The organism is Pseudomonas sp. Pse35 (genome assembly GCF_024519715.1).
Taxonomy (GTDB): Bacteria; Pseudomonadota; Gammaproteobacteria; order Pseudomonadales; family Pseudomonadaceae; genus Aquipseudomonas; species Aquipseudomonas paracarnis.
Map to the genome: position 1 here is coordinate 331506 of NZ_JALJRP010000002.1, position 19789 is coordinate 351294.

Here is a 19789-nt window from a genome sequence, read left to right on the forward strand (position 1 = left end):
TAGCACGATCCGGCTTACTTTGGGTTGTCCGCTTGTGCTGTGTCTATCACCTTGAAACGCAGAACGCCGATGACCTGGCCGTCTTCGGTGAGCACCTGCACCTGCCAGCGCCCCACGGCATCACCCGGGAAATTCTGCTTGTGGGTCCAGGCGCGATAGCCCTCCTTGCGCCCACCATGGATGTCCAGGGCAATGCGGTCGACTTCCTGGCCGTTGAATTTCCACACATGGTAGATCCGCTCATCCAGCCCGCGTGGCGCGTTGATCGCGGTGTACGCATACAGCCCACCACTGCGCAATTGGGCGGCGGTGACTTGCTTGAGGTCGTCGCCCGGCGTGCGGTCTTGCAGTTGGGTGCTGATGGCGACTTCGGTCATCCACAGGGTGGCGGGCGGTACCCAGCTGCGCAGGAACCAGCCGGCGCAGCCGATGGCGGCCGTTACCCCCAGCAGCATCGCCCAGCCCTTGAGGCTACGCAGCGGCAGGCTGACGGCCAGGCTCGGGATCGACAGGACCATGGCCACGCCCAACGCCAGTTTGTAACTCTGGGCGGTGGTCAGGTGCATGATGATCGGCAGCGCGGTCAGCAACGCGGCGAATAGGGTCAGGGTGTGCAGGGCCAGGAACAGCGAGCGTTTGGGCGCCAGCCATTTGTAATACAGCGGGTCGATGATCGACACCAGCGCCGCTGCGCCGAGCAGGCCAGTGAACAACGATTGGCCGCTGTTCCAGGCGGTGGTGACGAAAAAGAACGGCAGGACGAAAAACAGACTTTCCTGGTGGATCATCTGGGTGGCGTAGCGCAGCAGCGGTTCAGGGATCTCGCGATTGAAGACCTTGGTGAACAGTTGCGTAAAACTGTTCTCCAGCATCAGCCACAACCAGCTCACCAGCATGATCACCGCAATCCAGCTGGCCATGCCCTGCTGGCGGTCTACCAGGATGAAGCTGCCCACCCCCGAGATGAAACCGCCGAGTGCGATCACCCCTGGGTAGCGCTTGATCAGTTCTATAACGCGCTGGATGAGGGGCGGCAAGTTCGGCATGGACGGTTCACTGGTTGTGGGAAAAATCTCAGACAGAATAACGCCTTGGCCCGATATTCTGCGCCTCATTACTCAACAGGTTTGCGATAAAGCCTCAGGCCGATCAAACCAAGGATGATCAGGCCCAGTACGCCCGCACCGATCCAGGTCAAGGCGTCATAACTCAACAGCGGTTTTTCGATGCGCCAGTAGCCCGGCTGCTGGAACGCTTCGCGCATGGCCTGGTTGGTTTGTGCCAGGCTCACGGCCTTGATGCGTTTGACCGGGTCGCTGAAACGTCCATTGGAGTAGTCGCCGGCCGCACTCCAGTAATAGTCGGCCAGTGCGCTGTTGCCTTGCACTGCCCAGGCTTGGCGGGCAATGGCGGCTTGTTGCAGGCGTGTGAATACCGTTGGGTCGAGGCCATCCTTGAGCAACTGGGCCTTGAGGTCTTGCAAGACCTGCTCGGCTTCAGGGAGGTTTTCTCGCTCAAGGTCGGCATTCAGGCTGAGGAACCCAACGCCGCCGAGCACTTCGCGTTCCACCCACGGGCCGTAGGACAAACCGTGCTTGAGGCGCAGTTGCCGGTAAAGCGCCCAGTCGAGGTAGTCCTTGAGCAGGTTGTAGGTTTCATCATGCTGGTCGTCCAGCACCGGCTCTGGGAACAGCCAGTGCAGCTTGGCGCCATCGCCCACCCAGCCGCGGATCAGGTCGCGGTGGCCGGCGGCGGTATGCTGGATTTCCGGGAGGGGGCGATGTTCGCTCGGCTCCACTGGGTCGAGTTGACCATAGGTGCGTTCCAGGTAGGCGGGCAGCAGTTTGTCGAGATCGCCGACGACGATCAGGGTCATGTTGTTCGGCGCGTACCATTCTTTGCGCAGCTTCTCCAACTGGTCGCGGGTGAGGTGGCTGACCTCGGCGCGTTCGGCGCACTTGAGGCCCAACTCCACGGCCAGTTGGTTGCTGGCGCTGTGACCGAGGTCCTGGCGATCCAGCAGGCGTTGCAAGTGTGAATAATGGCCACCGTCTTCGCGCTCCACCACTTGCTTGGCGGCATTGATATGGGCGTCGGTCAGTTGCGTGCGCGTGAGGATTGCCAGCAGCAGGTCCAGCACCTTGCGTTGGTTCTGCGCGGGCGCCTCGATCACGAAGGTGGTGTCGGCGTTGCTGGTGTAGGCGTTCCACTCGCCGCCCAGGGCTTGCATGCGGTCTTCGAGGTCGCCTTCGCCGCCGCCGTCGATACCGCTGAACAGCAAGTGCTCGAACAAGTGCGGCAGCTCTTTTTCTTCGCAACCGAAGTCGTCCAGGCCCACACCAACCACCAGGCGAATAGCGACATGCCCACGCTCGGTGCCCGGTTTGAGCAGCAGTTGCAGGCCGTTGGGCAAGGTGTAGCCCTCGACTTGCAGGCGGTCAAAGGCAAAGGCGTGTACCGAGCCCAAGAGCAGGCAGGCGAGTAACAGGCGACGCATAACAAGCTTCCTGGCGAATGAGGTCCACTGTTAACTGACTTCGCTCGCGGGCGTACGTTCAGGGCGAATGGGTAATGTCGGCAATACTTTCAGCCGAGAGCGCGCCAGTGTCGGACGTTTCCAACACTACATAAGCACTGCTGCAAAACAACGAGTTCAAGCGTTTCATGTCGGCAATCAGTTCCAAGTGCAGGGAACTGGTTTCCAGGCTCTGCACGATCTTGCGCTGCAGGCGGCTGACATGGGCGTGGGCCAGGCGGCGTTCCTGAGCGCGGAAGCGGCGCTTTTCGCGCAGTAATTGGCGGGCGCTTTCCGGGTCGCCGCTGAGAAACACCGACAGGCCCAGGCGCAGGTTGGCGATCAACTGGCTGTGCAGCCCGCTGAGTTCTTCCAGGCCCACTTCGGAAAATTGCCGGCGCTGCGAGGTCTTCTGTTGCTGGACCTTGCGCAGCATGCGTTCGATCAGGTCACCGGCCAATTTCAAGTTGATCGACAGCTCGATGATTTCGGCCCAGCGGCGGTTGTCCTGTTCACTCAGGTCTTCACGGGGCATTTGCGCCAGGTAGAGTTTGATCGCGCTGTAGAGCGCTTCGACGTCATCGCTCAGGCTGCGCATTTCTTGGGTAACGGCGGTTTGATTGCCGCGCAGCACTTCCTGCATCGAAGTGAGCATATTGTCGATCAAGTCACCCAGGCGCAGGGTTTCGCGGGCGGCGTTCGCCAGGGCCAGGCTTGGGGTATTCAATGAGGCCAGGTCCAGATGGCGTGGCTTGGCCTTGCCATTGGTTTCGGGGCGTTCCGGCAGCAGCCATTCGCACAGGCGTGCCATGGGCCCGATGGTGGGTAACAGGATCAGGCAGCGGCTGACGTTGTAGAGCAGGTGGAAGGTGATGACCATGCCCTGGACGCTGTAGTCCAGGCCGTCCATCCAGCCGACGAGCGGGTCGAGCACCGGAATGATCAGCAACAGACCGATCAATTTGTACAACAGGCTGCCCAGGGCCACTTGACGACCGGCAGTGTTTTGCATGCTGGTGCTGAGAAAAGCCAGTACACCGCTGCCGATGTTGGCGCCGATCACCAAGCCGATGGCCACGTGCAAGCCGATCACGCCGGCACCGGCCAGGGTGGCCGTGAGCAACACCGCAGCAAGGCTGGAGTAGGAAATCATGGCGAACAGCGCGCCCACCAGGGCGTCCAGCAAGATATCGCCGGTCAGCGAAGCGAAGATGACTTTGACGCCCTGGGCATGGGTAATGGGCCCGGCGGCTTCGACGATCAACTGCAGCGCGAGGATGATCAGGCCCAGGCCGATTCCGACCCGGCCCAGCTGCCCTGCTCGCGTCTGCTTGCGCGACAGGAAGAAAATCACCCCGAGGAAGATCAGCAGCGGCGACAGCCAGGACAAATCGAACGTCAGCACCCGCGCCATCAAGGCCGTGCCGACGTCTGCGCCAAGCATGGTGGCCAAGGCCGGCGTGAGGCTCATCAGCCCTTGGCCGACAAACGAAGTCACCAGCATCGCGGTGGCGTTACTGCTTTGCACCATGGCCGTCACCAGGATACCGGCGACAAATGCCAGCCAGCGCTTGGACATGTTCTGCCCGATGACTTGGCGCAAATTGGAACCGTAGACCCGCAGGATGCCGGTTCGGACGATATGCGTGCCCCAGATAAGCAGGGTCACGGCGGAAAGCAGATTGAGCAAGGTCAGCATGCTCGGCCCCCCGTGTGGGTGCGCTCCAGCAGGAGCGAAGGAAAGTTACCGCGTGCCGCTCTACGTCTTGTACCTAAGCTGTAGTTGGCGAATGGGCTCTGCGCCAGCATCGCATAGCTAAACTCGGGATTGAAACAAAACTGTCATGAAGATCGTTCCCCACGCTCGGCGTGGGAACGCATCCTGTGACGCTCTGCGTCACTTTGCGGACGCGGAGCGTCCGAGAGGGCATTCCCACGCGGAGCGTGGGAACGATCACTCGCGGGTCAAATTTACTGACCCGGAATGTCCTTGCGCAGTTTCACCGGGTCCTGCTGTTTCTTCTTTTTCGCGATGGCGGTACGCATCTTGATGTTCACCGCTTCCACCGCCAGCGAGAACGCCATGGCGAAGTAGACGTAGCCTTTTGGCACGTGTACGTCGAAGGATTCAGCGATCAGCACGGTACCCACGACCAGCAGGAACGACAGCGCCAGCATTTTCAGCGACGGGTGCTTGTCGATGAACTCGCTGATAGTGCCGGCAGCCAGCATCATCACCAATACCGCAACGACGATGGCGGCAACCATCACCGGCACGTGGGAAACCATGCCGACGGCGGTAATCACCGAGTCCAGGGAGAACACGATGTCGATGATGGCGATCTGGATAATGGTGTAGATGAACTTGCCACCGGCGCCTTTGGGCTCGTCTTGGGTTTCATCTTCACCCTCCAGCGCGTGGTACATCTCCTGGGAGCTTTTCCACAGCAGGAACAGACCACCGAAGAACAGGATCAGGTCACGACCGGAGATGCCCTGGCCAAACACCACGAACAGGTCGGCGGTCAGTTGCATGACCCAGGTGATCGACAGCAGCAACAGGATGCGCGTGACCATGGCCAACGCCAAGCCGAAGATCCGAGTGCGTGCCTGCATATGCTTGGGCATGCGGCTGACCAGGATCGAAATCATGATGATGTTATCGATGCCCAGGACGATCTCAAGGGCCGTCAGGGTGAAGAAGGCAATCCAGATTTCCGGATTGGTCAGCCATTCCATGTGTATTCCTTTGAGCAAGTGTTAACCGCGCAAGCTGTAGCGCCGCGCGGTGAGTGAGTCGGTACGATTATAGAGTGCTGAACAGCGGAAAAATCCCCATCAGCAATGCGGCGAACATTATGCACAGGCACACCAACACTGCCCACTTGAGTGTGAAGCGTTGGTGATCGCCGAATTCGATACCCGCCAGAGCAACCAGCAAGTACGTCGAGGGTACCAGTGGGCTGAGCAAATGCACGGGTTGCCCGACGATCGACGCCCGCGCCATTTCCACCGCGGTGATGCCGTAATGGCTGGCAGCTTCGGCCAGTACCGGCAGTACGCCGTAGTAGAACGCGTCGTTGGACATGAAGAAGGTGAACGGCATGCTCACCAGCGCGGTGATCACCGCCAGGTAAGGGCCCATCGCTTCTGGGATGACCGCCAACAGGCTCTTGGACATGGCGTCGACCATGCCGGTGCCCGACAGGATGCCTGTGAAGATACCGGCGGCGAAGATCAAGCCCACCACCGCCAATACGCTACCGGCGTGAGCCGCGACGCGGTCTTTCTGCTGCTGCAGGCACGGGTAGTTGACGATCATGGCGATACTGAACGCCACCATGAACAGCACCGGCAGCGGCAACAGACCGGCAATCAGGGTGCACATCAACGCCAGGGTCAGGGCGCCGTTGAACCAGATCAGTTTCGGACGGCGGGCGTCGGGGAATTGCGACACGCTGATTTCGCTGTGGTCGATCTCGTCGCCCTGCAGGTGCAATTCACCCAGGCGCGCACGTTCGCGCTTGCCGTACATGTAGGCAATCACCAGGATCGCCACCACACCGGCGGCCATGGCCGGGATCATAGGTACGAAGATGTCCGACGGGTCTACATGCAGCGCACTGGCGGCGCGTGCCGTCGGGCCGCCCCAGGGGGTCATGTTCATGACGCCACCGGCGAGAATGATCAGGCCGGCCATGATCCTTGGGCTCATGCCGATGCGCTGGTACAGCGGCAGCATGGCCGCGACGCAGATCATGTAGGTGGTGGCACCGTCACCGTCCAGGGATACCACCAGGGCCAGTACCGCGGTGCCGACCGACACCTTGAGCGGGTCGCCCTTGACCATCTTGAGGATCTTGCGCACGGCCGGGTCGAACAGGCCGGAGTCGATCATCAAGGCAAAATAGAGAATGGCGAACATCAGCATCACGCCGGTCGGCGCAAGCTTGGTGATGCCTTCGAGCATCATCGGGCCGATCTTCGGTGCGAAACCGCCGAACAGCGCGAACAGGATCGGTACGATGATCAAGGCGATCAGCGCGGACAGGCGCTTGGTCATGATCAGGAACATGAACGTGATGACCATGGCAAAGCCAAGGAAAGTCAGCATAGGAATACTCCAGGCGTAGCGCGGCTAGGGAATGGCGGACCGAGTGGCGGTCAGCGCAGAACGAAAGGCACGAGGCGTACGGGTGGAGTTGGAGCGAACAGGCGGGTACGAGCGGACATCGGGAATCACCATTGTTGTTGTTAACAGCCGGTCTGTTGCCGGCAGTGAGGGCGATCCTAGACGGGGAAGCTTTCAGCCAGCTTTCGCTGAGAAAACAGCTGATGAAGGGCAGGCATCATTCTTCAGGTTGGTGCAGAACAAAATGTGGGGGCTGGCTTGCCTGCGATGGCGGCGTATCAGCCAACATCTCTTATGGCTGTGACACCGCCATCGCAGGCAAGCCAGCTCCCACATTTGGATAGTGGTCGCTGCCAGACTATCAGGGTAGTTCCAGGCCGCCGGCGGCTTTGTGCAAGGCCCGCAAATGCTCACCCACCTGCTTGAGGTTGGCTTCACACGCGGCGATCTCGGCGGCGCGGGATGGATCGAGCAGCGTCCTCACCTCTTTATCCAGCTCGCCGGTCAACGACTGCAACTGCTTCTGGCGTTCGGCGCTTTCTGATTCCAGGCGCTTGGCTTCTGAGGGTTGCGGCAGGCCATAACCTCCACTGTCGAGCAACTCGGCCGGGCGACTCAGGAAGCCGCTGTTGGCGAGAATTTGCTGCAGCGTGTTGTTGGCTTTCTCCATGCCGCCGTATTTCAGCTCGCGGGCATTGAGATAGCGTTGTTTGACCTCATCCTGGGCGAGCATCAGTTGTTTGCGATAGCTGGCCTGCTCCAGCAGCAACAGCGCGGCGCTGGTACGCAGGTCGGCCTGGCTGAACCATTGGCGACGCGCTTGCGCATCCAGGGACAACCAGTCTTCGACTTGGGTCTGCTTGATCGGCAGTTGCTTGCGCAGCACATCGAACATGGCCTGGTAGCGCTCGCGGAACGAGTCGAAGTGATACCCCAGCCGCAGTGCCTCGCGCTTGTCATTCAATACGCTGGTATCGGCCAGGCCGCGGGCGCTGAGCACTTCCAGCAAACCGTTGGGGGTGATGTTGTCCAGGCCGGTCAATTGCGGGTTGGCGCTGCCGCTGCGCAACAGTTTCAGGCTTTCGACCGCACAGTTGTTGGAGATAAAGAAGTAGTTGCCGTCATAGCTCCAGTGCATCTCAGCCGCATGTTCGACGGTGTCGTTGATTTCCTGGCGGCTGAGCTTCAGCGGCACCGACGCCAGGCCACGCAGTTCGGTTTTGGTGTACTCATCAATGACCTGGGCCAGCGGCAGTACGAACAGCCGCGACGGGTATTTGCCCACCAGGCCATCCCAGCTCGACAGCTGGACGTCACCGACGAAGGCACGGTAAGACAGCACCAGATGCCGGTCCAGATCCAGCCGGCAATCCGGGCCACGCGGGCGGCCTGGAGCGCAAATCACCAGGCGCAACATGCTATGGCCCCAACGGCTCACCAGGTTCTGGTTGGCTTCGGCAAGCAGATAGTCGATTTCATACACGCGTTCCGGATCGATCTGGCCCAAGGGCGTCTTGGCGAAATCGTTGCCCGCGTTCAGGAAGGCATAGGTGCTGGCGCAGGTGTCCTGTCCGGGCGGTGCCCAGCCGAAGTGATCCTTGTAATAACGGAACAGCGCGGGGCGGCGACAGGCGTAGCTGGGGTCCAGGAGGAAGTACTCCATGTTGACTGCTACGAATTCCAGCGGGCTGGTGGTTTCGTAGATGTCCGGGCTGCGTACCACCTGATGGTTGTGCTGCTCACGCTCGCCGCGGCGACCGACATATTGTGGCCAGCCGGCGAGGTCCAGCAGGCGCGGGTCGTCACTGAGGGTAAAGCGGCGGTCGTTCTGGCCACGGCACTGGTCGGGCAAGCCGATCAAGCCGGTGATGTTGTTCTGGCGGCTGCAGCGCTGGATCAGCGTGCGCTCGTCCTTGGACCACAGGCGCGCACGGTCATAGATGTGGGTCAGCTCATGCAGCACGGTGGCGAGCATCTCCCGGCGCACGGTACCGTGGGGGCGATTGGTTTTCTGGGTGGCGGCGCTGCCGTCAGTCAGGCTGGCGAGCAGGTTCTGGTTGAGGTCCAGCTCGGACACCAGGGATGCCTGGCCGTAGGCGTTTTCAGGCATCTTGTCGGTCCAGCCGACATCGATACGTCGATCCAGCTGCTCGACAAAGCGCGGCGGCAAGGAACGCAGTGCTTCATCGAGCAATGCCTGGCTGGCCTGCTGTTCGGCCGGGCTCAAGCCTTCGGTCTTGAGCCGCAGTTGCAGGCCGGCCTGGGCTGTACTTGCACACAGCAGCACGGCCCCGGCCAGGAGCCAGGTTTTGAGACGCCTCACAGAGCGAGGATAGCTTCGGCGAGGGTCTGGTCGCTGGCATCACGGGCTTCTGGCACGCGGGTGCGAAGGGTATCGAACGCGGCTTCCAGTTGGGCGCCACGGATCTCGCCATTGGTAGCGACGAAACTGGCGGCGTCATCGTGGGCTTCGCGCACGATCTTGGAGTCGCGGATGGAGGTGGTGGTGTCCGAGGTGAAATCAATGGTGCGCGCCGAGGCTCGCACGACGATGTTGCTGGTGGCCTTCAAGGTTTGCGCCTGGGCGACATCGGCCAAAAACAGCAGGCCGAGGGCGGCGACGATCAGCGGGCTACGCATGGGGTGACTCCAATGACAAAGATAGAAATACAATGATGATTATTGGACGAGAATTGCTTGCGCCAGTTCAAGGTCGCTTGCATGAAGTTTTGGCTGGGTGCGGCGCAGATAGTCCAGCGCGGACTCCAGGCGTGCGCCCCGCCATTGGCCGTCAGTGGCAATGAAAGCGGCAGCATCGTCCCGAGCGGCCAGGACCAACTTATTGTCGAACGGCGCAGAGGTCACTTTGCTGGTGGCATACACGCTGACAACAGTGCTCTGTGTGGACACATCCAACGCTGAAGCCAGGGGTGACCAGCAGGCGCAAAACAGAACAGGAACACTCAATGAACGGTATGAAAAAGCCATGGGACTCTACAACTGAAAGCGAGCGCCAAGGCTAGCGCAACAGCCGGGCGAGAGCCAGCGCCGAGCCATCCGGGAGCGGCGGGCGCTCCCGTCTGGTTGCCGTGGATCAGATAGCCAGGATGGCCTGTGCCAGCTGTGCATCGGTAGCGGTATTCAATTGCGGCGCTTGTTGACGGATCTGGGCCAGGGCGCTTTCCAGTTTCACGCCACGGATGGCGCCTTCGCTGGCGACAAAGCTGGCGGCGTCGTCACGGGCGGCTTGTACGACCTTGTTGTCGCGCAGGGATGAAGTGGCATCAGACGTGGCATCGGAGGTTGCCTTCAGAGCGCCGACGATCGAGTCGGTCGTCATGATCAGGCTGCTCGCGTGGGCATTGGCAGCCAGGGTCAGCACAGCGGCAGTGCACAGCAGGCGAAGACGGGTCATGGGGTAACTCCTGTAGACGAATAATAAGGTGGCGCGAAACGGCCACAATGAAACGGACTGGGACTGTCGAGCATCAGACGCACGCTCTACAGGGTTCGCCACGTGGTGAGTGGATATTAGGCGTGTACCGGGCTATTCGGAAGCCTGCAATTAAACTGTACCTGTCATATTTTGCTAATTTTAAACTGTATCTGTAGGTTTGGATTGAGCCATTCCAATGCGCTGTCGCAGATACAACAAAGCCCGCCTCCGGTTACCCGGGGCGGGCTTTGCTTTGACAAATCAGGGTGCTGGCAGTGGACCCGTGAGGTCAGGGCCAGCGGGCGCCACTTAGCGCCAGAACGGCTTGCTCAGCTCTTCGTAGCGTTGAGCTTCGCTGATACCGGCGTCAGCCAGCAGACGCGAATCCAGGCGAGCCAACTGGTGGCGGCTGGAGATGCGGCGCTGCCACAACATCAGGTTGGCGAGAACGCGCAAAGGCAGGGAAGCCTGGGTGTTTACAGCTTTTTCTTCGAAGAACAGTTCGGAACTGAGTGTACGTTCCATGATGACATCCTTCCGCTTGTGGCGGGATTAGGTAGTGGTTTAACTGATGCCAATGATCCTCCTCCGAGGCAAGACTCTCTAGATACAGTTCACCTGTATTGTGAGAGGCCAGTTAACTGTTTAGCGAGGCTGTACGGTACGAAATTGGGGCAACTGTACCTGTGCGCACTTAAAAGGTGCGAAATAGGCATTTTTGAGTTGGTGTGTGGGATATTTCGGTAGGAAATGACCAGTACAGCAGTACAGTTTTTTCCATAAGTGCGGGTGGGTTCACCGAGCTGATGAAACTGTATTTGCATCAGCCCGGATCTGTATTCATCAAGCCTTGAGCATGTGCCCGGTTTCTTCCAGGTTAATGTGCCAACTCAGTGCTTCGCGCAAGATGTGCGGCGTATGCCCACCGATGGCGCAGGCGGCATCGAAGTAAGTGTTGAGGGCATCGCGGTAGGCTGGGTGCACGCAGTTATCGATGATCACCCGAGCGCGCTCCCGTGGCGCCAGGCCCCGCAGATCGGCAAGGCCTACTTCGGTGACGAGAATGTCCACGTCATGTTCGGTGTGGTCCACATGGCTGACCATCGGTACCACGCTGGAAATTGCGCCGCCCTTGGCAATGGACTTGGTGACGAAGATCGCCAGGTGCGCATTGCGGGCGAAATCCCCGGAGCCGCCGATGCCGTTCATCATCCGCGTGCCGCAGACGTGGGTGGAGTTGACGTTGCCGTAGATATCGAACTCCAGCGCGGTATTGATACCGATGATGCCCAGGCGCCGTACCACTTCAGGGTGGTTGGAAATTTCCTGCGGGCGCAGCACCAATTTGTCCTTGTAGTGCTCCAGGTTGCCGAACACATCGGCATTGCGTCGCTCCGACAAGGTAATCGAACTGCCGGAGGCAAAGCTCAGCTTGCCGGCGTCGATCAGGTCGAAGGTCGAATCCTGCAACACTTCCGAGTACATGGTCAGGTCTTCGAACGGCGACTCGATCAATCCGCACATCACCGCGTTGGCAATATTACCGATGCCGGCTTGCAGCGGGCCGAGCTTGTTGGTCATGCGCCCGGCATCGACTTCTTGCTTGAGGAAGTTGATCAGGTGATTGGCGATGCCTTGGGTGTCGCTGTCAGGCGGCGTTACCGTGGAGGCGGAGTCCGCCTGGTTGGTGATGACGATGGCGACGATTTTCTCGGGCGGGATCGGAATCGCGGTGCTGCCGATACGGTCGTCGACTTTCACCAGCGGGATCGGCGTGCGCGTCGGCCGGTAGGTCGGGATGTAGATGTCGTGCAGCCCTTCCAGGTTCGGATTGTGCGCCAGGTTGATCTCGACGATCACCTGTTTGGCGAAAATCGCGAAGCTGGCCGAGTTGCCTACGGAGGTAGTGGGCACGATATGGCCCCGCTCAGTGATCGCGACGGCTTCGATCACGGCGATGTCGGGCAATTTGAGCTGATTGTTGCGCAGTTGCTCGACGGTTTCCGACAGGTGCTGGTCGATAAACATCACCTCGCCGGCATTGATCGCCTTGCGCAGAGTGCTGTCGACTTGAAAGGGCATGCGTCGTGACAGTACGCCGGCTTCGGTCAACTGCTTGTCCAGGTCATTGCCCAGGCTGGCGCCGGTCATCAGCGTGATTTTGAGTGGCGAAGTCTTGGCGCGTTCGGCCAGGGCGTGGGGGACGGCCTTGGCTTCACCGGCACGGGTGAAGCCGCTCATGCCGACGGTCATGCCGTCCTCGATCAGTGCAGCGGCGTCTGCCGCGCTCATGACCTTGTTCAACAACGAAGGCAAGCGGATACGATCACGGTACATGAATTGTTATCTCTGGCTACGGAAAGCAAGGTGGGCAGTGTAGTGATTTCAAAAAGTTTCGGCCCGCTACCATGGTCGAATGCCAGGTCGCGATTTAGAGCCTTTGGTCGGGTTTCATGTGTGTGCAAAGCGGGACGCGGAACACCCCGTTCCCACGCAGAACGGGGGAACCATAAAAAAACCCCAGCCTACGTGAGGCCAGGGTTTCGGGTATTGCGCTGGCGCAGTGTTATTCGACGGCTTTGACCATGTCTTCGATGACCTTCTTGGCATCACCGAACACCATCATGGTCTTGTCCAGGTAGAACAACTCGTTATCCAGGCCCGCATAGCCGCTGGCCATCGAGCGCTTGTTGACGATGATGGTCTTGGCCTTGAACGCCTCGAGGATCGGCATGCCGGCGATGGGTGAGTTCGGGTCGTTCTTGGCGGCCGGGTTGACCACGTCGTTGGCGCCCAATACCAGCACCACGTCGGCCTGGCCGAACTCGGAGTTGATGTCTTCCATCTCGAACACCTGGTCGTAAGGCACTTCGGCCTCGGCCAGCAATACGTTCATGTGCCCCGGCATACGGCCCGCCACCGGGTGGATCGCGTACTTTACGGTGACGCCGTGGTGGGTCAGCTTCTCAGTCAGCTCCTTGAGCGCGTGTTGTGCCCGCGCGACCGCAAGGCCGTAGCCTGGGACGATAATCACGGTGTCCGCGTTGGTCAGCAGGAAGGTGGCGTCATCAGCGGAGCCGGACTTCACCGGGCGTGCTTCTTTGGAGCCCGTCGCAGCGCCAGCATCCGGCGCATTGCCGAAACCGCCCAACAGCACATTAAAGAAGGAGCGGTTCATCGCCTTGCACATGATGTACGACAGGATCGCGCCGCTGGAGCCCACCAGGGAACCGGCGATGATCAGCATCGAGTTGTTCAGCGAGAAACCGATGCCCGCCGCTGCCCAGCCGGAATAGCTGTTGAGCATCGACACCACCACGGGCATGTCGGCGCCGCCAATCGGGATGATGATCAGCACACCCAGCACGAAGGCCAAGGCCAGCATCAGTGCAAATGCGCTGAGATTGCCGGTGAACATGAACGCCAGGCCCAGGCCCAGGGTTGCCAGGCCGAGTACCAGGTTCAGTTTGTGTTGGCCGCCGAACTGTACCGGTGCGCCCTGGAACAGGCGGAACTTGTACTTGCCCGACAGCTTGCCGAATGCGATCACCGAGCCGGAGAAGGTGATTGCACCGATAGCGGCACCGAGGAACAGTTCCAGGCGGTTACCGGCCGGTATCGAATCGCCCAAGTGCTTGACGATACCCAGGGACTGCGGCTCGACCACGGCGGCAATGGCGATGAACACCGCTGCCAGGCCGATCATGCTGTGCATGAAGGCGACCAGCTCGGGCATCTTGGTCATTTCAACACGCTTGGCCATGATCGAGCCGGCGGTACCGCCAACCAATAGGCCAACGATGACGTAGCCGATACCGGCAGTCGCCAGTTCAGCCCCCAGCTTATAGATGAGGCCGACGGTAGTGAGTACCGCCAGCGCCATGCCGAGCATGCCGAACAGGTTGCCGCGCCGCGAAGTGGTCGGGTGCGAGAGGCCTTTGAGGGCCTGGATGAAACAGATCGACGCGATCAGGTAGAGCGTCGTCACGAGATTCATGCTCATTACTTGGGCGCCTCTTCTTTTACTTTCGGGGCTTTCTTCTTGAACATTTCAAGCATTCTGCGGGTGACCAGGAAGCCACCGAAGACATTTACCGCCGCCAGGGCCACGGCCAGTGTGCCCATGGTCTTGCCCAACGGGGTGACGGTCAGCGCGGCAGCCAGCATGGCGCCGACGATGACAATCGCGGAAATGGCGTTGGTCACGGCCATCAGCGGCGTGTGCAATGCGGGTGTTACGTTCCAGACCACGTGATAACCGACATAAATCGCCAGCACAAAGATGATCAGGTTGTAGATACCGGGGGAGATAAGCTCTTCCATCGTCTGAATCCCTGCTTAGGCGTTTTTGCGGATGACTTGGCCGTCGCGGCACATCAGGCACGCGGCGACGATGTCGTCTTCGAGGTTGATTTCAAACTGCCCTTCCTTGGTGAAAACCAGCTTCAGGAAGTCCAGCAGGTTGCGCGCATACAAGGCCGACGCATCGGCGGCGACAGCGCCCGCCAGGTTGGTCGGGCCGCAGATGATCACGCCGTTTTCCACCACGACCTGGTCGGCCACTGTCAGCGGGCAGTTGCCACCTTGGGCTGCAGCGAGGTCAATGACCACCGAGCCGGGTTTCATCTGCGCTACGGTATCGGCGCTGAGCAGGGTCGGAGCCTTGCGGCCCGGGATCAGGGCGGTGGTGATGACGATATCGGCCTGTTTGGCGCGTTCGTGCACGGCCAGGGCCTGGCGCTGCATCCAACTGGTGGGCATCGGGCGTGCGTAGCCCCCGACACCGACGGCGCATTCACGCTCTTCATCGGTTTCGTAGGGAACGTCGACAAACTTGGCGCCCAGGGATTCGATCTGCTCCTTAACCGCCGGGCGTACGTCGGACGCTTCGATCACCGCGCCCAGGCGCTTGGCCGTGGCGATGGCTTGCAGGCCCGCCACACCGGCGCCAAGGATCAGTACGCGTGCGGCTTTTACAGTGCCGGCAGCAGTCATCAGCATCGGCATGAAGCGCGGGTAGTGATGAGCGGCCAGCAACACGGCCTTGTAACCGGCGATGTTGGCTTGCGAAGACAGCACATCAAGGCTTTGAGCGCGTGACGTGCGCGGCGCGGCTTCCAGGGCGAAGGCGGTGATGCCGCGCTCGGCGAGCTTGGCGATGGTTTCGTTGCTGAACGGATTGAGCATGCCCACCAATACGGTGCCACTTTTGATCAGCGCAAGTTCGCTGTCGCTGGGGGCAACCACTTTGAGAATCAGCTCGGCGCCAAATGCGTCGTTGGCGCTGCCAATGGTAGCGCCTGCCGTTTCATAGGCACTGTCGACGATGCTGGCATTGATGCCTGCGCCGCTTTGTACAGTGACCTTATGGCCCTGGCCGATCAGCTTCTTGATGGTTTCCGGGGTGGCAGCCACCCGCGTTTCACCGGTCTGGGTTTCGAGAGGAACACCAATGTGCACGTCAAATCTCCTGCATGATCTTTTTGCTTTTGATCTTTTTGTAAAAAGGCCAGTGCACCGCGAGTGGCGCAACTGGGGCGGCCGATCAGCACGATCCCGCTGAAATGACAGCGGGGCGCGGCATTTTGCAGGCGAACTTTACGGCCATCAAGGGATTATGACGGGTGACGAAAAATTAACTACAAGTCACCCTGTGACTGATTGTCGCAACAGGCTGAAATAACCTCTTTAAATACAGGTCTTTAAAGGCGTTCAGGCGTTTTCGGTCCGTTTTTCCATTGCCAGTGTGAATAGTCGTGCATTGACCGGTAAGAGTCGCTACGAGCCATGAAATACATGGCTTTTAGCCTTATTTTTGGCTGACAAGTACAGTCTGTTTAAATGCGACATATACGTACATCTGTAGGCTCTTAATTTATTTGACTACAAAGTCAGTAATTGCGCTTTGTCCTTCATTTACTTGGGTTGTAGCGTCTTGACTGGTCGACCAGCCAGTCCCTGAATGCATGCAGAGAGGCCGATTCGACCTTTCTGTCAGGAATCATCAGGTAATAAGCCTTTTCGCTGGTCAGTGCTTCAGTGCTGGCGATTACCAATTGTTGCTCCTTCAGCTCCTGCTGGATGAGGAAAGGAGGGATCAGTGCGATGCCCATGTCATGTATGGCCGCTTGAGACAGCATCGAGAATAGCTCGTATCGAGGGCCTGTCATGTCGCGAGGGATGCTCAGTTGTTGGGCGTTGAACCATTGGCGCCAGGCGTAGGGGCGTGTGGTCTGCTGCAGCAGTGGCAGCTCGGCGATCTGTTGAGGGGTGAAGTGCGTGCGGTCGCCGAGTAAGCGCGGGCTGCAGACCGGTACTGGGTTTTCGCCCATCAGCCTGTGGGATTGCGTACCCGACCAATCGGCATCTCCGAAGTAGATCGCCGCATCGAACTCGGTATCGGCGAACAGGAAGGGGCGTGTGCGGTTCGTCAGGTTCACCGTGACTTCCGGGTGCTGATGTTGAAAGTCCTTCAGGCGTGGGATCAGCCACTGCGTGCCGAAGGTGGGCACCACCGCCAGTTCGATCACATTGGCGCCTTGCTGGCCCATTACCGACAAGGTGTCGCGCTCCACGGCGTCCAGCTGTGTTGCAACCCTACGGCTATAAGACAGCCCCGCCTCCGTCAGCTTCACGCCGCGGCGTGAGCGGCGAAACAGCTCGACACTCAAAAACTCCTCCAGGCTGGCGATCTGTCGGCAAATCGCGCCTTGGGTGATGGAAAGCTCCATTGCTGCCTTGGTGAAGCTCTCATGGCGGGCTGCTGCCTCAAAGCTGATGAGTGCGGTGGTACTGGGGATTTTCCGGCGCATGTACATTGCCCTCACAGATAAAGCGCATTTATGGGCTTTTTGAGTGTTACGAAGTGAGAAATTAGCACAAGCCTATGCAAAAACCTCGTTTGCCCTCTTCGCTGACCGCGCCTAGTCTGGTTCCACGACTTCTGATTTTTTCCGCGAGGACTTATTCATGGCTGGCAAGGCAAGCTTCAACTGGATCGATCCACTGCTGCTGGATCAACAGCTCACCGAAGAAGAGCGCATGGTGCGTGACAGCGCCGAGAAATTTGCTCAGGACAAGCTGGCTCCCCGCGTGCTCGAAGCCTTTCGCCACGAAAAGACAGACCCCGCTATTTTCCGTGAGATGGGCGAAACCGGTTTGCTGGGGGCGATGATCCCTGAGCAGTACGGTGGAAGTGGCTTGAACTATGTCAGCTACGGTTTGATTGCTCGGGAGGTGGAGCGTGTCGACTCCGGCTATCGCTCGATGATGAGTGTGCAGTCTTCCCTGGTTATGGTACCGATCAATGAGTTTGGTACCGAGGCGCAAAAACAGAAGTACTTGCCCAAACTGGCCTCTGGTGAATGGATCGGTTGCTTTGGGCTGACCGAGCCCAACCATGGTTCCGATCCGGGTGCGATGATTACCCGTGCACGCAAAGTGGATGGCGGCTACAGCCTGACCGGCGCGAAGATGTGGATCACCAACAGTCCGATTGCGGATGTGTTTGTGGTGTGGGGCAAAGATGATGCCGGGGACATCCGTGGCTTTGTCCTGGAAAAAGGCTGGAAAGGTCTGAGCGCTCCGGCTATCCACGGCAAGGTGGGGCTGCGGGCCTCCATCACCGGTGAAATCGTCATGGATAACGTATTTGTGCCGGAAGAAAATATCTTCCCGGATGTACGTGGTTTGAAAGGGCCGTTTACCTGCCTCAACTCGGCACGGTACGGGATTTCCTGGGGGGCGCTGGGGGCTGCTGAGTTCTGCTGGCATACCGCACGCCAGTACACACTCGATCGCCAGCAGTTTGGTCGCCCGTTGGCTGCTACTCAACTGATCCAGAAGAAGCTGGCAGACATGCAGACCGAGATTACCTTGGCCCTGCAAGGTTGCCTGCGCCTGGGGCGGATGAAGGATGAGGGTACGGCGGCGGTGGAGATCACTTCGATCATGAAGCGTAACTCGTGTGGCAAGTCATTGGACATCGCACGCATGGCCCGGGACATGCTGGGCGGTAACGGCATCTCTGACGAGTTCGGGGTGGCACGCCACCTGGTCAACCTGGAAGTGGTCAACACCTATGAAGGGACCCATGACGTGCATGCCTTGATCCTGGGGCGCGCGCAAACCGGTCTTCAAGCGTTCTATTAATAGGAGCATGGGCATGGGCGCGCTTTCGCATCTGCGAGTGCTGGATTTGTCGAGAGTACTCGCGGGCCCTTGGTCCGGGCAGATTCTTGCAGACCTTGGGGCCGAGGTGATCAAAGTCGAAAGGCCGGGCAGCGGCGATGACACGCGCGCTTGGGGCCCTCCCTTCCTTAAGGATGCGGATGGCGAGAACACCAGTGAGGCGGCGTACTACCTATCGGCCAACCGTAATAAAGAGTCGGTGACCATCGACTTTACGCGACCGGAAGGGCAGAAGTTGGTACGCGACCTGGCTGCCAAGTCGGACATCCTGATCGAAAACTTCAAGGTGGGTGGCCTTGCGGCGTATGGGCTGGACTACGAATCCCTCAAAGAGGTTAACCCGGAGCTGATTTACTGCTCCATCACGGGGTTTGGCCAGACGGGCCCCTATGCGATGCGCGCCGGTTACGACTTCATGATCCAGGGTTTGGGTGGGCTCATGAGCCTGACGGGGCGGCCTGAAGGGGATGAAGGCGCCGGGCCGGTAAAGGTTGGCGTAGCCTTGACCGATATCTTGACCGGGCTTTATTCGACCGTGGCTATCCTGGCTGCGCTAGCTCATCGCGATCACGATGGTGGTGGGCAGCATATCGACATGGCGTTGCTGGATGTGCAGGTGGCTTGCCTGGCGAATCAGGCGATGAATTACCTGACCACCGGGACGCCGCCCAAGCGCCTGGGCAACGCTCACCCTAATATTGTGCCCTATCAGGATTTCCCCACTGCCGATGGAGATTTCATTCTCACAGTAGGCAATGACGGGCAGTTCCGTAAATTCGCTGAAGTCGCTGGGCAACCACAATGGGCGGATGACGTGCGTTTCGCCACCAATCGCGCACGGGTGGCTAATCGCGCGGAGCTGATTCCCTTGATTCGCCAGGCGACGGTCTTCAAGACTACCGCTGAGTGGGTGTCGCAGCTGGAGCGAGTGGGCGTGCCGTGTGGGCCGATTAATGATCTGGCGCAGGTGTTTTCCGATCCTCAGGTCAAGGCGCGTGGCTTGGCGGTGGAGTTGCCTCATGCATTGGCGGGGATGGTGCCTCAGGTTGCGAGCCCGATACGCTTATCCAAGACGCCTGTAGAGTACCGGAGTGCGCCTCCTCTACTGGGCGAGCACACGCTTCAGGTGCTGCAAGGAGTTCTGGGGCTGGGAGCTGCTCATGTGGCTGCATTGAAGGAAGCAGGTGTTATTTAAGCTTTTCCTTCTATATAGATAGAAGTCCAGTGGAGAGCTGGTTGTTTTTTAGCCGAAGCTAACTTATTGATAGAAAAGCGGAATTAAGAGTTGACGGCGAATTATATCTGTCTATAATTCGCCCCACTTCCGGCGCAGTCGAAACGGAAAACTCCTTGGTAAACAATGAGTTACGCAGTTTTCGGCAGCAAGTTGCTTCAGTTCATCGAAGCCAAAAGGAAGTTGAAAAAGAGGTGTTGACAGCAGCGTGTAACGCTGTAGAATTCGCCTCCCGCTTACGAGAGATCGCAAGCGCAAGTGGTTGAAGTTGTTGAAGAAATC

Annotated in this window: 17 protein-coding genes; 2 read left to right on the plus strand and 15 right to left on the minus strand. The window is 59.3% G+C overall.

Going from position 1 to position 19789, the window contains the following annotated elements; translation table 11 throughout:
• Positions 1 to 14 precede the first annotated feature (14 nt).
• The 15 genes from OC445_RS02220 to OC445_RS02290 form a co-directional block, all read right to left on the minus strand.
• Entirely contained in the window at positions 15 to 1046 is a 1032-nt protein-coding gene (locus tag OC445_RS02220; protein WP_003187399.1) for a DUF5924 family protein, read from the minus strand.
• A gap of 68 nt (positions 1047 to 1114) precedes the next feature.
• The gene (locus tag OC445_RS02225) at positions 1115 to 2497 is read right to left on the minus strand and encodes a M16 family metallopeptidase (RefSeq protein ID WP_060763820.1); all 1383 of its coding nucleotides are present in this window, start codon (positions 2495 to 2497) and stop codon (positions 1115 to 1117) included.
• Between the two features lie 58 nt (positions 2498 to 2555).
• On the minus strand, positions 2556 to 4214 hold the full coding sequence (locus OC445_RS02230; RefSeq protein ID WP_003187402.1) for a Na/Pi cotransporter family protein: 1659 nt from the start codon (positions 4212 to 4214) through the stop codon (positions 2556 to 2558).
• A 272-nt stretch (positions 4215 to 4486) separates the two neighbouring features.
• Positions 4487 to 5254 (minus strand): TerC family protein, encoded by a 768-nt coding sequence (locus OC445_RS02235; RefSeq protein WP_003187403.1) that lies wholly within the window; start codon positions 5252 to 5254, stop codon positions 4487 to 4489.
• Positions 5255 to 5321: 67 nt separating this feature from the next.
• Positions 5322 to 6629 (minus strand): CitMHS family transporter, encoded by a 1308-nt coding sequence (locus OC445_RS02240; RefSeq protein WP_003187405.1) that lies wholly within the window; start codon positions 6627 to 6629, stop codon positions 5322 to 5324.
• Between the two features lie 379 nt (positions 6630 to 7008).
• Positions 7009 to 8970 carry a DUF4105 domain-containing protein gene (locus tag OC445_RS02245; protein ID WP_198791745.1) on the minus strand — a complete coding sequence of 654 codons (1962 nt, stop codon included), beginning with the start codon at positions 8968 to 8970 and terminating at the stop codon, positions 7009 to 7011.
• The gene (locus OC445_RS02250; protein ID WP_003187408.1) at positions 8967 to 9287 is read right to left on the minus strand and encodes a DUF2388 domain-containing protein; all 321 of its coding nucleotides are present in this window, start codon (positions 9285 to 9287) and stop codon (positions 8967 to 8969) included. Before OC445_RS02250 ends, OC445_RS02245 begins: the two co-directional genes overlap by 4 nt.
• A 39-nt stretch (positions 9288 to 9326) precedes the next feature.
• Positions 9327 to 9635 carry a DUF2388 domain-containing protein gene (locus OC445_RS02255; protein ID WP_054897222.1) on the minus strand — a complete coding sequence of 103 codons (309 nt, stop codon included), beginning with the start codon at positions 9633 to 9635 and terminating at the stop codon, positions 9327 to 9329.
• 106 nt (positions 9636 to 9741) lie between these two features.
• On the minus strand, positions 9742 to 10062 hold the full coding sequence (locus tag OC445_RS02260; RefSeq protein ID WP_198791746.1) for a DUF2388 domain-containing protein: 321 nt from the start codon (positions 10060 to 10062) through the stop codon (positions 9742 to 9744).
• A gap of 330 nt (positions 10063 to 10392) precedes the next feature.
• Positions 10393 to 10608: a DUF1127 domain-containing protein gene (locus OC445_RS02265; RefSeq protein ID WP_003187413.1), complete on the minus strand. Its 216-nt coding sequence runs from the start codon at positions 10606 to 10608 to the stop codon at positions 10393 to 10395.
• A gap of 318 nt (positions 10609 to 10926) precedes the next feature.
• Entirely contained in the window at positions 10927 to 12420 is a 1494-nt protein-coding gene (locus OC445_RS02270) for an acetyl-CoA hydrolase/transferase family protein (protein WP_198791747.1), read from the minus strand.
• 229 nt (positions 12421 to 12649) lie between these two features.
• Positions 12650 to 14086, minus strand: a complete 1437-nt coding sequence (locus OC445_RS02275; protein WP_034129251.1) for an NAD(P)(+) transhydrogenase (Re/Si-specific) subunit beta — start codon at positions 14084 to 14086, stop codon at positions 12650 to 12652.
• Positions 14086 to 14406, minus strand: a complete 321-nt coding sequence (locus tag OC445_RS02280; protein ID WP_003187417.1) for an NAD(P) transhydrogenase subunit alpha — start codon at positions 14404 to 14406, stop codon at positions 14086 to 14088. The genes OC445_RS02275 and OC445_RS02280 overlap by 1 nt, the downstream gene beginning before the upstream one ends.
• A 15-nt stretch (positions 14407 to 14421) precedes the next feature.
• Positions 14422 to 15543, minus strand: a complete 1122-nt coding sequence (locus tag OC445_RS02285) for a Re/Si-specific NAD(P)(+) transhydrogenase subunit alpha (protein ID WP_034129252.1) — start codon at positions 15541 to 15543, stop codon at positions 14422 to 14424.
• Positions 15544 to 15995: 452 nt separating this feature from the next.
• On the minus strand, positions 15996 to 16895 hold the full coding sequence (locus tag OC445_RS02290) for a LysR family transcriptional regulator (protein WP_034129262.1): 900 nt from the start codon (positions 16893 to 16895) through the stop codon (positions 15996 to 15998).
• A 157-nt stretch (positions 16896 to 17052) separates the two neighbouring features.
• Here OC445_RS02290 and OC445_RS02295 point away from each other — a divergent pair, with 157 nt between their 5' ends.
• Together OC445_RS02295 and OC445_RS02300 are read left to right on the plus strand one after the other, a co-directional pair.
• On the plus strand, positions 17053 to 18234 hold the full coding sequence (locus OC445_RS02295; RefSeq protein WP_262019922.1) for an acyl-CoA dehydrogenase: 1182 nt from the start codon (positions 17053 to 17055) through the stop codon (positions 18232 to 18234).
• A gap of 13 nt (positions 18235 to 18247) precedes the next feature.
• Positions 18248 to 19468 carry a CaiB/BaiF CoA transferase family protein gene (locus OC445_RS02300; RefSeq protein WP_054920883.1) on the plus strand — a complete coding sequence of 407 codons (1221 nt, stop codon included), beginning with the start codon at positions 18248 to 18250 and terminating at the stop codon, positions 19466 to 19468.
• Positions 19469 to 19789: the final 321 nt, after the last annotated feature.